The sequence below is a fragment of the Rhizobium sp. USDA 4016 genome, assembly GCF_056279705.1.
Window position 1 is genome coordinate 4,135,684 of sequence record NZ_JBWCCY010000004.1, and the last position, 13,901, is coordinate 4,149,584.

Sequence of the window (13,901 nt, forward strand, 5' to 3'; positions counted from 1 at the left end):
GTTTCCTCGCCTCTACCTCGAATTCCTGCCTGCGATCGGCCGTAGAATGGGATGCTACCGTATGGTTCGGCAGCCAGCGAGGACTCGCGGAACCAGAGACTCTCATCCCGCCGAGCGGGATCAAGAGCTGAGGTGTATTCTGGTAAACGCGGAGAACGCGACGATGCGTTGCTAGGTGATGGTCTTAGGGAGCAAGATGACTAACCAACCTGGTCGAAATGATCTAGCCGGCGAAAACATTGTGACAGTGTTCGGCGGAACGGGCTTCCTCGGGCGGCGGGTCGTAACCAGGCTTCTGGACAAGGCTGTTGATGTACGTGCCATCTCGCGCCATCCGCACAAATATAAGTTGGACAACGTGTTCGGTAAGAGGCCATCTCAGGAGATCGAGGCGGACATACTCGATTCATCCTCGATCGCCGCTGCCGTGGCTGGATCTCGCGCGGTTGTGAATGCGGTCAGCCTTTATGTCGAGCGCGGTGAGCAGACCTTCGAGCGTGTCCATGTAGAAGCCGCGGCCGATCTGGCGACCGCTTCGCGGGATGCGGGTGTCGAGATGTTCGTCCAGATTTCGGGCATTGGATCGGATCCGAAATCCCGTTCGAATTACATCCGGGCCCGGGGCCGCGGCGAGGAGGCGGTGAAGGCGGCGTTTCCAGGCGCGGTGATCGTCCGTCCCTCTGTAATGGCGGGACCCGACGACACGTTCATCACAACGATCGCGAGGCTGGTGCGTATCCTCCCGATCTATCCGCTGTTTGGAGAAGGCGGCACTCGGTTGCAGCCGGTTTATGTCGAGGACGTGGCGGAAGCCGTGAGCCGCTTGGCCTCAGGACAGTATTACACGGATGCTTCGATCTTCGAGTGCGCCGGTCCGCGCATTTATTCGTATCGGGAACTCGTTCAGGAAATCGCCACTCAACTCAACGCGCGAAGCAGGCTTGTGCCCGTGCCATTCGCGGTATGGAGCATAGTGGCGACTGCTGCGGAGTTTCTTCCCGCCGTGTCCCTAACGCGCAACCAAGTCGATCTCATGCGGCGTGACAATGTCGCGGCAAACGATCTTCCGGGCCTGGAAGAACTGGGCATCCAATCCCGCGGCATCGAGGAACTCGTCCATATGATTGAGCACGAGGCTTGAGCCGGAACCTCGCGAGCAACCTGTTGCTGCTCGCGAGGTTGGCATGACTCAACAGGAGGATTACAGCAATGGCCAGATGCGACCAGTGAAAACGCGGCGCCTATCTGGTGAACACCGCGCGGCAAGATCTGCGATCGCAACGCTGTTGCCAGAGCATTGGAAAGCGGTCAGCTGGCCGGCTATGCGGGGGATGTCTGGTTTCCGCAACCGTCGCCGCAAGAACATCCGTGCCGGACCATGCCCCATCACGGTATGACGCCGCACATTTCCGGAACCTCGTTGTCCGCGCAGGCGCGGTGCGGCCGGAACGCGGGAGATTCTCGAATGCTGGTTCGAAGGACGGCCCATTCTCGAGGAATACCTGATCGTCGACGAGGACGGCTCGCCGGCGCCGGCGCACATTCCTATAGTGCCGGTGATGTGACGGGCGGGTCCGAAGAAGCGGCCCGCTTCAAGAACAAATGATCTCGGCGGGGCTGACCTAGACACAACGGCGAAATGGCAGCTAAAGCCGTCATGGGGCGGCCCTGGTGATGTCTCTTTTCAGCGCCTCCACGAAGCGGATGACCTCGCCAATCGTGTCGTCGTACCAAATATCATTGTGACCAGAACCGTCATATATCCGCATCTGCTTTGGCTCGGGAGCGATGCGATATAGCGCTTCGCCCGAAGACAGCGGGATGATGTCGTCACGCCGGCCGTGGATGAACAGCTTCGGTTGCCTCAGCTTCGCTATTCTGAGGTCCGAGCGGAAGGGATCCTTGACAAGAAGCGCAACCGGAACGAACGGGTAGTACGTCTGTGCGAGCGACAGGACCGACAGGTAGGCGGACACCAGGATGACGGCCGCAGCCGGCCTTTGTGCCGCCGTGTTGACGGCGACGCCGCTGCCCAGAGACTGGCCCAGCACAACGATCTTGCCTTCAGTGCGTATAAAAAGCCAATCGAACGCGGCGATGCCGTCGGTCAGAAGCCCGTCCTCGCTCGGCGAGCCGGTCGATCCCGGATAGCCGCGATAGGAAATCGCCAGCAGGCCAATGCCCCGCGCCGCCAACGCCTCCGCGAGGAAGCCGTAGTTGCTGGCCCGATCAGCATTTCCGAGAAAGAAGAGCACAGACGGCTTGCCGGACTCGCCCCGGCGGTAGAGTCCATGAAGCGTCTCTCCGTCGGGCGTCCTGATAAAGATGCTCTCGCCCCAGCGCGCGTGCTCTGGAGCAAGTGTAGGGCTGGCGCCCGGATAGAGGAGGGCGCGCTGTGAAAGATACATCAGGCCGACAAGCGACACATAGGCGAAGGCCGCCATCAGCGGCAAGATCAGCACGAGTTTGGTGACGCTCACGACAACATGTCCAAACGTTAGGTCCGTCGAATGTCCAGAACCTCTTCCGGCGAAGCCATTCCGTTCCCGAATGAAGCGGAACCGCGCGAATCCTATCGCTTCCAGTAGTAGACGGCGAATCGTCTTTGGCCTATCGATGGACCCATGCGATCGTCCTTGGAACATCTGCCGGAAGAAAAGCAGCGCGAGCTTGCCCGCGTCGTTGCGATCATCCATGAGGAGTTCGCCGATGCACTGTCAGGCACGTCGGCCGCCTTCAAGAAGCGCGGCCGGATCTTAAAGATCATCATGTTCGGCTCCTATGCCCGCGGCAGCTGGGTCGACGAGCCGCACACAATGAAGGGCTACCGCTCCGACTACGACATCCTGGTGCTGGTCAATTCCAAGGCACTGGCAGAACCGCAATACTGGGACAAAACGACCGACCGGCTGATGTGGGACAAGGATGTGAAGACGCCGGTCGGGCTCATCGTCCATGGCGCCAGGGAGGTGAACAACTTCCTGGCCGACGGCCAGTATTTCTTCGTCGACATCCTGCGCGAGGGCATCGTGCTCTACGAGCTCGACGACCGGCCGCTCGCTGAACCGAGAAAGCTCTCCGCCGTCGATGCGTATAGGGTGGCGAAGGAGCATATTACCCTGCATCTCCCGGAAATCGGCGATTTGATTGACGGGTCCCGGTTCTATCTCGCGAAAGGAAATTATCGTCGCGCCGTATTTGAGCTCCACCAAGCTGTTGAAACCGCCTATTCCTGTTTGCTTCTGACGCTGACTAATTACAGCCCTCCCTCGCACAATCTGAAATTCCTGCGAGGTCTGGCTGAAGACCAAGACCGCCGGCTTATCGACGCCTGGCCCCGCGACCAGCACCGCTATATCGCCTGGTACAACATCCTCAACGAAGCGTATGTGAAGGCGCGTTATTCAAAGCACTTCGAGATCACCGAAGAAGCCCTCGGTTGGCTGCTTGAACGGACGGAGCACCTTCACCGCCTCGTCGCAGCCATCTGCAAGGAGCGCCTGGCGGAACTGGAGGGGCCAAACGGGGTCGCTAACGAGCCGTAGATATTCTGGTGCTGGGTTGCGCCAAGCAACGACCCGAGGAATGGGATGCCACGCATTGGACGCGAGCTCAATTGCGCTTGGCCCAAGCTTCCATTCAAAAAATTTTTTGGCGCTGTTTAGCAGGTATCGCAAAGGTTCTACGGCCATCGGCATGGTGCACTGCAGCACGTTTTGCGGATTCCTTCTTTTTCTTGCCGTCGATCTCCTCTAAGTCTCTCATATCCGATGTGGCAACAAAGGTGATATATATGGCAGGTGAAACTGTTCTCGTGGTCGGCGGAGCCGGCTATATCGGCTCTCATACGTGCCTTGATCTGGCGAACAAGGGTTACAAACCCGTCGTCTTCGACAATTTCTCGAATGGTCATCGCGAATTCGTCAGGTGGGGGCCCGCCGAGGAGGGCGATATTCGCGATCGCGCCCGGCTCGAGGAGGTGCTGGCCAAGCACAAGCCTTCGGCGATCTTGCATTTTGCAGCGCTGATCGAAGTCGGCGAATCGGTGAAGGATCCTGTTTCCTTCTACGAGAACAATGTTATTGGGACGCTGACCCTGCTTTCGGCCGCGCAAGCCGCAGGCATCAAGGCTTTCGTCTTCTCTTCCACCTGCGCGACATACGGGCTGCCGCAGAGCGTGCCGCTTGACGAGGCGCACCGGCAGGTTCCGATCAATCCCTATGGGCGCACGAAGTACATCGTCGAGCAGGCACTCGCCGATTACGACCAGTACAAGGCTCTCCGATCCGTGATCCTGCGGTATTTCAATGCGGCGGGCGCGGATTTCGAAGGACGGATCGGCGAGTGGCATCAGCCGGAAACCCATGCCATTCCGCTTGCAATCGATGCGGCACTCGGGCGCCGGCAGGGTTTCAAGGTCTTCGGTAGCGACTACGAGACACGCGATGGCACCTGCGTGCGCGACTATATCCACGTGCTCGATCTGGCGGATGCGCATGTGCGCGCTGTCGAATATCTGTTGAGGGGCGGCGATTCCGTTGCGCTAAACCTCGGGACGGGGACGGGCACGACGGTCAAGGAGTTGCTCGGGGCGATCGAAGACGTGTCGAAGCGGCCGTTCCCGGTCGAATATATCGGGCGCCGGGAAGGCGATTCGCACACGCTGGTTGCCAATAACGACAAGGCCCGCGATGTGCTTGGCTGGGCACCGCAATATGATCTTTCGCAGATCATCCAGTCGGCGTGGAACTGGCATTCCAGATCCAATCACTGAGGCGGCTTTCATGAAGCGGCCGAACGTCCTTCTCATCACCGCGGATCAATGGCGCGGTGATTGCCTTTCGGCCACCGGCCACGCCTGTGTCAGGACGCCGAATGTCGATGCGCCGGCAAGGGAGGGCGTTCTTTTTCGCAATCACTTCGCCGGTGCGGCACCCTGTTCGCCGGCGCGGGCGACGCTTTATACCGGCCTTTACCAGATGAACCACCGGGTTTGCCGGAACGGCTCGCCGCTCGACCGCCGCTTCGACAACCTGGCGCTGGCGGCAAGGCGCGCCGGCTATGACCCAACGTTGTTCGGCTATACGGATACCGCGCCTGACCCGCGCGAACTTGATAGGAACGACCCGCACCTTGAGACCTACGAAGGTCTGCTGCCAGGGTTTACCGCGCGCCAGCTCCTGCCCGAGCACGAGAAGCAGTGGCTTTCGTGGTTGCGTTCACGCGGGCACCGCGATGCAGTCAGCCGGGACATCCATGTTCCGCCTGGTGCCGCCCGCGGCGAAATTTCGGCGGAACCGACCGCTTACTCCAGGCAAGAAACGCAGACTGCGTTTCTTGCCGGCGAATTCATTCGCTGGCTCGGCGAACAGGATGCGCCGTGGTTTGCCCACGTTTCCTTCCTGCGGCCGCATCCGCCATTTTCGGTGCCTGAGCCCTTTGGCAGGATGTTCAAACCGGACGACGGACCGGAATTTTCACGGGCGAAAAGCCGTGAGATCGAAGAGGCGGTGCATCCTTATCTTAGCTATTCGATGCCGAAGAACGACAAGGGCAGCTTCATATATGGCGCCGTGGGTCCGGTCAGCGACTGGGGAGCCCAGGATTTCGCGGCGATCCGGGCGATCTATTACGGGATGATTGCCGAGGTGGATGCGCAGCTTGGCCGGATCTGGCAGGCGCTGAAGGATGCCGGCGTGTGGGACGACACGATCATCCTCTTTACCTCCGACCATGCCGAAATGATGGGTGATCACTGGACGCTTGGCAAAGGCGGTTTTTTTGATGGCAGCTATCACATTCCCCTGGTCATACGCGACCCAAAAGCGGCGGTGAGAGGTCACGTGGTCGAGCGCTTCACGAGTGCGGCGGATATCTTTCCAACGCTCTGCGACAGCCTGGGCGTCGAGACAGCCAACCATGTCGACGGCCGCTCATTGCGCTCGTTCATCGATCATGGAGATGCGATCGACTGGCGGGAGGCGGCATTCTTTGAATTTGATTTCCGCGACATCGCCAATGGCGAAGCGGAGCGCCACTTCGGCCTGAAATCGAACCAGTGCAATCTCGCAGTAATCCGGGATGAACGATTCAAATATGTGCATTTTGCCGCCCTGCCGCCGCTGCTCTTCGATCTCAGAGCCGATCCGATGGAGCTCAACAATCTCGCTCCCGATCCAGCCTACGCGGCGACGCGCCTGGAGTTCGCCGAGAGGCTGTTATCGCACCGGGCGCGGCATCTCGATCAGACGCTTGCCTATACGGAGCTGACGAAAGAAGGGCCGGTCACGCGCCGGCCCTGATTACTCACGAGAAGCGGCCAAGATAATCAATCTTGCCGACCGGCACGCCCTGATTGCGCAGGATCGCGTGTGCCGTGGCGACGTGAAAATAGAAGTTCGGCAGCGCGAAGGTCGCGACATATTCGTCGCCGCGGAAGGTCATCTTGTTGCCGCCGGGCGCGATCGTCACTTCATTCGTTTCTGTGCCTTCGAGCACTTCCGGCGCAATCGTCGCGAGATAGGCTTCGGTCTTGGCGATGCGCTCGCGGAGCTCGGCGATCGTCGTTTCGCTGTCCTCGAATTTCGGTGCTTCGGTGGAGGTCAGGCGGGCGACTGCCAGCTTGGCGCTGTCGCTCGCACGTTGATATTGGCCCGATAACGGCAGCATATCGGGCGCAAGCCTGGCAGCAACCAGTTCATCCGGATCGATCCCCTTCTCCTTTGCGTAAGCCTCGGCCTTTTCGAGGTAGTTTTTTAGCGTCGTAAGTCCGCGCTGAAACATCGGAACGGTCAGGCGGTACATGGAAATGGACATGGCTTCTCCTTGGGGATTTTTCGTGGGCGCAGCGGTTTTGATCGTTACGTCCGCACATTTAGGCGCGTGCTGTGGCGATTTCATCGGCCCGCCCGCCCATAGCATCATATTTCCAGCGCGGCTTTCGGACTTTATTTCCTTAGTGGCTTATCCCGTTGCCACAGGTAAAACTTCTAATAGTCTATGGGGGGTGGAAATCCGGTCCCAAATCGAGGGAGAAGCGGTCCTCAGGCCCGAGAGGGCGCGGAATCAAACGAGGTCAGGATCAGGGCAGATTCGCAAAGCTATGTCGCATCAGGCCGTAGCCTAGAGTGGATTACATCCAGTCAGCCAATCCACCGGACGATTTCGAAAGCTGGCATCGGCTGGTGAAAGCCTTTCAGAGTCAATTCGCCAACAGGAACGTACGGCAAAGTGCCGCCCACCGCGGTTAGTGAGTACGCCAAAATTCCGCCCATTTCGATCATGCGGCGAGCGATGCCGGAATTCCGCTCGTCTACGTGAACCGCGAGCCGGTGAATGTCGATACGCCGTTTTCATTTCAAGCCAAGTCGTGTTTACTCATCCGCTATAAAATTCTGAGAAGGGGGCTGGCCAATTCTGCCAGCTTTTCTATTCTGCACGCTTGTCATTTGCTCGGCAGGGCAGAGCAGGAAAACAGATGCAGCTTGTATTTGATGGCCATAATGACGTTCTCCTCAGGCTTTGGACACATGAAAGGGATGGCAACGACCCGGTTGCCGAATTTCTGAACGGGACGACATCAGGCCACATCGATGGACCACGCGCCCGGCAGGGTGGTCTCGCCGGCGGCCTTTGCGCCATCTACGTGCCCTCGGGCGATCTCGTCTTCGCCGATCCCGATCAAAACGGACATTACGAAACGCCGATGGCCGGACCTCTCGACCGGCTGCCGTCACTTGGCGTCGCGACCGAGATGGCGGCGATTGCACTGCGTCTCGACAAGGCGGGCGCCTGGCGCCTCTGCCGGACGGTGAAGGACATCCGCAACGCCATGGCAAGTGGTGTTTTTGCCGCGGTCATGCATATGGAAGGCTGCGAGGCGATCGGGCCCGACCTTTCCGCGCTCGAGGTCTTTCATGCGGCGGGCTTGCGCTCTCTGGGGCCTGTCTGGAGCAGGCATAACGTCTTCGGACACGGCGTGCCCTTCGCCTTCCCGATGTCGCCAGATACTGCGCCGGGGCTGACCGGTGCCGGCTTTGAGCTGGTGCATGAATGCAATCGCCTGGGCATCATGATCGATCTGTCCCACATAACGGAAAAGGGCTTCTGGGACGTCGCGAAGACAACAGATCAACCGCTGGTCGCTACGCATTCGAACGTGCATGCGCTGACGCCGGTGGCGCGCAATCTGACGGATAAGCAGCTTGATGCGATCAGGGAGAGCAAGGGGCTTATCGGTCTCAATTACGCGACTGCGATGTTGAGGGCGGATGGCCGCTCCGAGGGCGACACACCGATCAGGGATATGATCCGCCATATCAACTATCTCGTCGACCGCGTCGGGATCGATTGCGTTGCACTCGGATCCGATTTCGACGGCGCGACCATTCCGGACGAAATAGGCGACGCGGCTGGCAACCAGAAGCTGATTGCCGCTCTCCGGGACGTTGGATATGGTGAGGAGGATCGACGGAAACTCGCCAGCGAGAACTGGCTTCGCATCCTGGCTTCGGCGTGGGGGGAGAAGAACGCCTGAGCCAAAATGCTGCTTTGTAATCAATCAAGAACAAGGGAACAAATCGATGATGATTACCAAACTCAGCCGCAACTTTCGTGCCCTTTCTGCGGGTGCCGCGCTTTCGCTGCTCATGCTGACGGCGCCTGCCGCTTTTGCCGAGACGCCGAAGGATACGCTCGTCGAAGGTTTCGCCATCGATGACATCATTTCGATGGATCCAGGCGAGGCCTTCGAGTTTTCAACGGCGGAGATGACAACCAACACCTATAGCCTGCTGGTCCGCCTCGACCTCAACGACACGACGAAGGTCAAGGGTGATCTTGCCGAGAGCTGGAGCGTCTCCGATGACGGCCTGACCTATACGTTCAAGCTGAAGCCCGGTCTGAAGTTCGCCTCAGGCAACCCGGTCACCGCTGAGGATGTCGCCTGGTCCTTCGAGCGCGCCGTCAAACTCGACAAGAGCCCGGCATTCATCCTGACACAGTTTGGCCTGACCGGAGACAACGTGACTGAAAAGGCCAAGGCTGCGGACGAAAACACATTCGTCTTCACGGTCGACAAGGCCTATGCGCCGAGCTTCGTACTGAACTGCCTGACGGCGACGGTTGCCTCCGTGGTCGACAAGAAGCTGGTGATGGATCACATCAAGCCGATGACGCCAAGCGCGGAATACAAGTATGACAACGACTTCGGCAATGAATGGCTGAAGACGGGCTATGCCGGCTCCGGCGCCTACAAGCTTCGCGAGTGGCGCGCCAACGAAGTCGTCGTGCTGGAGCGCAACGACAATTACTACGGCGACAAACCGAAGCTGAACCGCGTCATCTACCGCTACATGAAGGAAAGTGCCGCACAACGCCTGGCGCTGGAGGCAGGCGACATCGATATCGCGCGCAATCTCGAGCCGGGCGATCTCGACGCTGTTTCGAAGAACGCCGACCTCGCGGTGGCAAGCGCACCGAAAAGCACGATCTATTATGTGAGCCTCAACCTCAAGAACGAGAACCTGAAGAAGCCGGAGGTGCAGCAGGCCTTCAAGTATCTCGTCGATTACGATGCGATCAGCTCGACGCTCATCAAGGGCATCGGCGAAATCCACCAGACATTCCTGCCAAAGGGCCAGCTCGGCGCGCTTGACGAAATTCCCTTCAAGCTCGACGTCGCCAAGGCGAAGGAATTGCTGGCAAAGGCCGGTCTTGCGGATGGCTTCTCGGTGACGATGGACGTGCGGAACACTCAGCCGGTCACCGGCATTGCCGAATCCATGCAGCAGACGCTGGCACAGGCCGGAGTGAAACTCGAAATCATTCCAGGCGACGGCAAGCAGACGCTGACGAAATACCGCGCCCGCACGCACGACATGTATATCGGCAATTGGGGATCCGACTATTTCGACCCGAACTCGAATGCCGATACCTTCACGGCGAACCCGGACAATTCGGATGCGGGCACGAACAAGACGCTCGCATGGCGCAATACCTTCGAAACGCCGGAACTCGACAAGCAGACCAAGGCAGCACTGCTTGAGCGCGACGGTGCCAAGCGCGCGGCGATGTACCAGGATATCCAGAAGAAGTACCTGGAGAACAGCCCCTTCATCTTCATCTTCCAGCAGATCGAAGTCGCCGGCTATCGCAAGAACCTGAAGGACTTCAAACTCGGACCGAGCTTCGATACGAACTTCGTTGGCCCAATCGCCAAGGAATAATCCGGCAGGATTCGTTCGTTGAGCATTATCGAAACAAAAATGGAGGCGCGGCCCACCAAGGGTCGTGCCGTTCCTCTCGCCAAAGCAATCGGGCGTTTCCTGATCGCTGCCATGACGACCTATCTTGGACTTCTGGCCGTCACATTCTTCATCGGCCGTGTCGTGCCGATCGATCCGGTTCTTGCGATCCTTGGCGACCGCGCTCCGACGCATGTCGTGGAGCGCGTGCGTGAAGAGCTCGGCTTCAATCTGCCGCTCTATCAGCAATTCTTCATCTATATCAAAGGTATCCTTTCCGGTGATTTCGGCAATTCGGTGCTGACCACCAATCCGGTGATGACCGATATCCGTCGCGTCTTTCCAGCAACAATCGAGCTTGCGACCCTCGGCACCATTTTTGGCGCCCTGATTGGGATCCCGCTCGGCGTGCTTGCGGCTGTGCGGCGCGGCAGCCTTGCCGACCAGATTGTGCGTGTCGTCGGGCTTGTCGGCTATTCCGTGCCGATCTTCTGGCTGGCCTTGATCTCGCTTGTCGTATTCTATGCGCAACTGCGCTGGGTGGCCTTCCCGGGGCGCATCGATATCGTCTTTGAATATACGTTCACGCCGATTACCGGCTTTTATCTGATCGACAGCCTCTGGCAGGGGCAGTGGGACGTCTTCTACGACGTCTTCCGGCACATTATCTTGCCGGCATCGCTGCTCGGCTATTTCTCGCTCGCCTATATCAGCCGGATGACGCGCAGCTTCATGCTGAACGAGCTCAGTCAGGAATATATCGTGGCTGCGCGCGCCAAGGGGCTTTCGGAAACCCGGGTAATTTGGGGCCACGCATTGCGCAATGCCGCGGTGCCGCTTGTCACGGTGATTGCGCTCTCCTACGCCGGGCTTCTCGAAGGCTCGGTGCTGACGGAGACGGTGTTCTCCTGGCCGGGCATTGGCCTCTACATCACCAACTCCTTGCAGAATGCCGATATGAACGCTGTCCTCGGCGGCACGATCGTCATCGGCACGGTGTTCATCGGCATCAACCTCCTGTCCGATCTTCTCTATCGGACGCTCGATCCAAGGACGCGAAGCCGATGACGGTTCCAGCCAGCCAGCCAGCGCCGATGAGCCGCCGCGAGTGGTTGCTTTCCGATCGCCCGCAATCGCGTGTACAGGCACGTCTCGGGCGCGCCTATGTGACCTGGCGGCAGTTCAGTGCGAACAAGCTTGCCGTCCTTGGTCTCATTATCATTGTCGCGCTGCTCTTCGTTGCCGCCTTCGCTAATCTCTTGGCCACGCATTCGCCGGTGGTCGGCGATCTAAAGAATGCGCGACTTCTGCCGCCAGGTACCGGCGAGTATCTGCTCGGCACGGACGACCAGGGTCGCGATATCCTTTCGCGCCTGATCTACGGGTCGCGGCTGACGCTCTTCGTCGTCGTGCTGGTGGCGATCATCTCGGCGCCGATTGGACTGATTGTCGGCACGGTCTCCGGCTATGCCGGCGGATGGGTGGATGCAGTGCTGATGCGTATCACCGATATCTTCCTGGCGTTCCCGAAGCTGGTGCTGGCGCTTGCCTTTGTCGCGGCGCTCGGGCCGGGCATCGAAAACGCGATCATCGCGATTGCAATCACGTCCTGGCCTCCTTACGCCCGCATTGCCCGGGCGGAAACGCTGACGGTGCGGCGCTCGGATTACATCTCGGCCGTCAAGCTGATGGGTGCATCGCCGGTCCGCATCATCATCCGCCATGTCATGCCGCTCTGCCTCTCGTCGCTGATCGTTCGCGTAACGCTCGACATGGCGGGTATCATCCTGACGGCTGCCGGTCTCGGCTTTCTCGGTCTCGGCGCGCAGCCGCCACTGCCGGAATGGGGTGCGATGATCGCCTCGGGTCGCCGTTTCATTCTCGATCAATGGTGGGTCGCAGCCATGCCGGGTATTGCGATCCTTATCGTCAGCCTCGGTTTCAACCTGCTTGGCGACGGCCTTCGCGATGCGCTCGATCCCAAGGAGAGCGGCCAATGACGGCTTTGCTGACGGTCGACAATCTCAAGGTCAGCTACCCGACGCGCACCGGCGTGATCGAAGCTGTTCGCGGCGTTTCCTTCACACTGGACAGGGAACGCCTCGGAATTGTCGGGGAGTCCGGATCCGGCAAGTCGCAGACCGGCCGAGCGATCATGGGGCTCACGCCGAAGCACGGCATTGTCACGGCCGACAAGCTCGACTTCAACGGCATCGATCTGCTCCAGGCTCCAGCGAAAGAACGGCGGCTCCTGCGCGGCAAGCGCATCGCCATGGTGTTGCAGGATCCGAAATATTCGCTTGATCCGGTGATGTCGATCGGCCGGCAGATCTGCGAGACGCTGAGAACGCATGAGAAGGTCAGCAAGGCCGAGGCGACCGAACGGGCGCTTGCCATGCTGGAGGCGGTGCAGATTCGCGATCCGAAGCGTGTCTTCGATCTCTACCCGCATGAGGTCTCAGGCGGCATGGGCCAACGTGCAATGATCGCCATGATGCTGATTGCCGGGCCGGAACTGCTGATCGCTGACGAGCCCACCTCGGCGCTCGACGTCACCGTGCAGCTCGACGTGTTGAATATCCTGGACAAGCTGGTTTCCGAGCGCGGCATGGGGCTTATCTTCGTGTCGCATGATCTGCGTCTTGTTTCCTCTTTCTGCGACCGCGTCATCGTGATGTATGCCGGTAAGATCGTTGAAGAGCTTAGGGCTTCTGACCTCAAAAATGCACAGCATCCCTATACGCAGGGACTTTTGAACTGCATGCCGCAAATCGGAGAAGATCGCCATCCGCTGCCAGTGCTCGACCGAAAGCCGGAGTGGGCTGCATGAGTGCGGCGCTCTCGGTCGAAAATCTCAGCGTCGTCTATGACGATTTTCATGCGCTTCAAGATGTCAGCATCGCGGTCGCATCCGGCGGCTCCTTCGGGCTGGTTGGGGAATCGGGTTCCGGCAAGTCGACGCTGCTTCGTGCGGTAGCGGGCCTGGCGCCGGTCAAGGGTGGCACAATTCGCGTTCATGATCAGCTGTTGAAGGGTGCAAAACGCAGCAAGGCTTTCTATCGAAATGTCCAGATGGTGTTCCAGGACCCTTTTGGCTCGCTGCACCCACGGCAGACGATCGACCGGCTGCTGCTCGAGCCATTGGCAATTCACGGGATTGCCGACAGCGAGAAGCGCATCGCGCGGGCACTGGACGAGGTCGGCCTTGGAAACGGCTTCCGCTTCCGCTATCCGCACCAGCTTTCCGGCGGCCAGCGGCAGCGTGTGGCGATTGCGCGCGCCCTGATCGTCGAGCCGTCGATCCTGCTGCTCGATGAACCGACATCGGCGCTCGACGCTTCCGTGCAGGCGGAGGTGCTCAATCTGCTGGAACAGATCAGGCGTGACCGCAAACTGACCTTTGTCATGGTGAGCCACGACCTTGGTGTCGTTACCCATATGTGTGAAAGGCTTGCCGTGATGCGCAACGGCGCCGTCGTCGAACGGCTGACCTCCGGCCAACTGGCCAGCGGGGACGTTCATGAGGATTACACGAGAAATTTGATGATTGCGAGCAAAGGCTTCGTCAAAACCAGAACTGCAGATTTTTCAAATATTTGAAATCCTTTCGGGCACTGGCCATTCAAGGTTAAGTAGCCGTTAAAAGACGACTATTCG

General features: G+C 59.2%; 12 protein-coding genes and 1 pseudogene. 11 read left to right on the forward strand and 2 right to left on the reverse strand.

Annotated elements, in window-relative coordinates; genetic code table 11:
- The first annotated feature begins 196 nt into the window (after positions 1 to 196).
- Positions 197 to 1,141, forward strand: coding sequence for a complex I NDUFA9 subunit family protein (locus ACZ9DP_RS36235; RefSeq protein ID WP_476205258.1), 945 nt, complete (start codon positions 197 to 199; stop codon positions 1,139 to 1,141).
- A gap of 89 nt (positions 1,142 to 1,230) precedes the next feature.
- Positions 1,231 to 1,606, forward strand: a pseudogene (locus ACZ9DP_RS36240) (NAD(P)-dependent oxidoreductase); the annotation flags it as partial.
- A 49-nt stretch (positions 1,607 to 1,655) separates the two neighbouring features.
- On the opposite strand, the gene ACZ9DP_RS36245 reads toward ACZ9DP_RS36240, so the two are convergent.
- Entirely contained in the window at positions 1,656 to 2,480 is an 825-nt protein-coding gene (locus tag ACZ9DP_RS36245; RefSeq protein ID WP_476205259.1) for an alpha/beta hydrolase, read from the reverse strand.
- A 144-nt stretch (positions 2,481 to 2,624) separates the two neighbouring features.
- Here ACZ9DP_RS36245 and ACZ9DP_RS36250 point away from each other — a divergent pair, with 144 nt between their 5' ends.
- The 3 genes from ACZ9DP_RS36250 to ACZ9DP_RS36260 all read left to right on the forward strand — a co-directional run bounded on the left by ACZ9DP_RS36250 (position 2,625) and on the right by ACZ9DP_RS36260 (position 6,302).
- On the forward strand, positions 2,625 to 3,545 hold the full coding sequence (locus ACZ9DP_RS36250; RefSeq protein WP_476205260.1) for a nucleotidyltransferase and HEPN domain-containing protein: 921 nt from the start codon (positions 2,625 to 2,627) through the stop codon (positions 3,543 to 3,545).
- Positions 3,546 to 3,793: 248 nt separating this feature from the next.
- Positions 3,794 to 4,774: a UDP-glucose 4-epimerase GalE gene (galE, locus tag ACZ9DP_RS36255; protein ID WP_074070042.1), complete on the forward strand. Its 981-nt coding sequence runs from the start codon at positions 3,794 to 3,796 to the stop codon at positions 4,772 to 4,774.
- A 10-nt stretch (positions 4,775 to 4,784) separates the two neighbouring features.
- Positions 4,785 to 6,302 carry an alkaline phosphatase family protein gene (locus ACZ9DP_RS36260; protein ID WP_476205262.1) on the forward strand — a complete coding sequence of 506 codons (1,518 nt, stop codon included), beginning with the start codon at positions 4,785 to 4,787 and terminating at the stop codon, positions 6,300 to 6,302.
- Between the two features lie 4 nt (positions 6,303 to 6,306).
- Here ACZ9DP_RS36260 and ACZ9DP_RS36265 read toward each other — a convergent pair whose 3' ends face one another.
- Entirely contained in the window at positions 6,307 to 6,816 is a 510-nt protein-coding gene (locus tag ACZ9DP_RS36265) for a DUF1993 domain-containing protein (protein WP_476205263.1), read from the reverse strand.
- A gap of 661 nt (positions 6,817 to 7,477) precedes the next feature.
- Here ACZ9DP_RS36265 and ACZ9DP_RS36270 point away from each other — a divergent pair.
- The 6 genes from ACZ9DP_RS36270 to ACZ9DP_RS36295 are packed head-to-tail and all read left to right on the forward strand — an operon-like array spanning position 7,478 to position 13,844.
- Positions 7,478 to 8,536, forward strand: a complete 1,059-nt coding sequence (locus ACZ9DP_RS36270) for a dipeptidase (RefSeq protein ID WP_476205264.1) — start codon at positions 7,478 to 7,480, stop codon at positions 8,534 to 8,536.
- 46 nt (positions 8,537 to 8,582) lie between these two features.
- Complete coding sequence (locus ACZ9DP_RS36275) at positions 8,583 to 10,226, forward strand: ABC transporter substrate-binding protein (RefSeq protein ID WP_074070038.1); 1,644 nt, start codon at positions 8,583 to 8,585, stop codon at positions 10,224 to 10,226.
- 18 nt (positions 10,227 to 10,244) lie between these two features.
- Entirely contained in the window at positions 10,245 to 11,312 is a 1,068-nt protein-coding gene (locus tag ACZ9DP_RS36280; protein WP_476205265.1) for an ABC transporter permease, read from the forward strand.
- Entirely contained in the window at positions 11,309 to 12,244 is a 936-nt protein-coding gene (gene nikC, locus ACZ9DP_RS36285) for a nickel transporter permease (protein ID WP_074070036.1), read from the forward strand. The genes ACZ9DP_RS36280 and nikC overlap by 4 nt, the downstream gene beginning before the upstream one ends.
- The gene (locus tag ACZ9DP_RS36290) at positions 12,241 to 13,074 is read left to right on the forward strand and encodes an ABC transporter ATP-binding protein (RefSeq protein WP_476205266.1); all 834 of its coding nucleotides are present in this window, start codon (positions 12,241 to 12,243) and stop codon (positions 13,072 to 13,074) included. The genes nikC and ACZ9DP_RS36290 overlap by 4 nt, the downstream gene beginning before the upstream one ends.
- Positions 13,071 to 13,844: an ABC transporter ATP-binding protein gene (locus tag ACZ9DP_RS36295; RefSeq protein WP_476205268.1), complete on the forward strand. Its 774-nt coding sequence runs from the start codon at positions 13,071 to 13,073 to the stop codon at positions 13,842 to 13,844. The genes ACZ9DP_RS36290 and ACZ9DP_RS36295 overlap by 4 nt, the downstream gene beginning before the upstream one ends.
- The last annotated feature ends 57 nt before the right edge of the window (positions 13,845 to 13,901 follow it).

What these genes read in the sequence shown, in the direction of transcription:
- ACZ9DP_RS36275 (WP_074070038.1), top strand. Translation starts at nt 8,583, where the DNA reads ATGATGATTACCAAACTCAGCCGCAACTTTCGTGCCCTTTCTGCGGGT.
- nikC (WP_074070036.1), top strand. Translation starts at nt 11,309, where the DNA reads ATGACGGTTCCAGCCAGCCAGCCAGCGCCGATGAGCCGCCGCGAGTGG.
- ACZ9DP_RS36235 (WP_476205258.1), top strand. Translation starts at nt 197, where the DNA reads ATGACTAACCAACCTGGTCGAAATGATCTAGCCGGCGAAAACATTGTG.
- galE (WP_074070042.1), top strand. Translation starts at nt 3,794, where the DNA reads ATGGCAGGTGAAACTGTTCTCGTGGTCGGCGGAGCCGGCTATATCGGC.
- ACZ9DP_RS36250 (WP_476205260.1), top strand. Translation starts at nt 2,625, where the DNA reads ATGCGATCGTCCTTGGAACATCTGCCGGAAGAAAAGCAGCGCGAGCTT.
- ACZ9DP_RS36295 (WP_476205268.1), top strand. Translation starts at nt 13,071, where the DNA reads ATGAGTGCGGCGCTCTCGGTCGAAAATCTCAGCGTCGTCTATGACGAT.
- ACZ9DP_RS36265 (WP_476205263.1), bottom strand. Translation starts at nt 6,816, where the DNA reads ATGTCCATTTCCATGTACCGCCTGACCGTTCCGATGTTTCAGCGCGGA.
- ACZ9DP_RS36290 (WP_476205266.1), top strand. Translation starts at nt 12,241, where the DNA reads ATGACGGCTTTGCTGACGGTCGACAATCTCAAGGTCAGCTACCCGACG.
- ACZ9DP_RS36260 (WP_476205262.1), top strand. Translation starts at nt 4,785, where the DNA reads ATGAAGCGGCCGAACGTCCTTCTCATCACCGCGGATCAATGGCGCGGT.
- ACZ9DP_RS36270 (WP_476205264.1), top strand. Translation starts at nt 7,478, where the DNA reads ATGCAGCTTGTATTTGATGGCCATAATGACGTTCTCCTCAGGCTTTGG.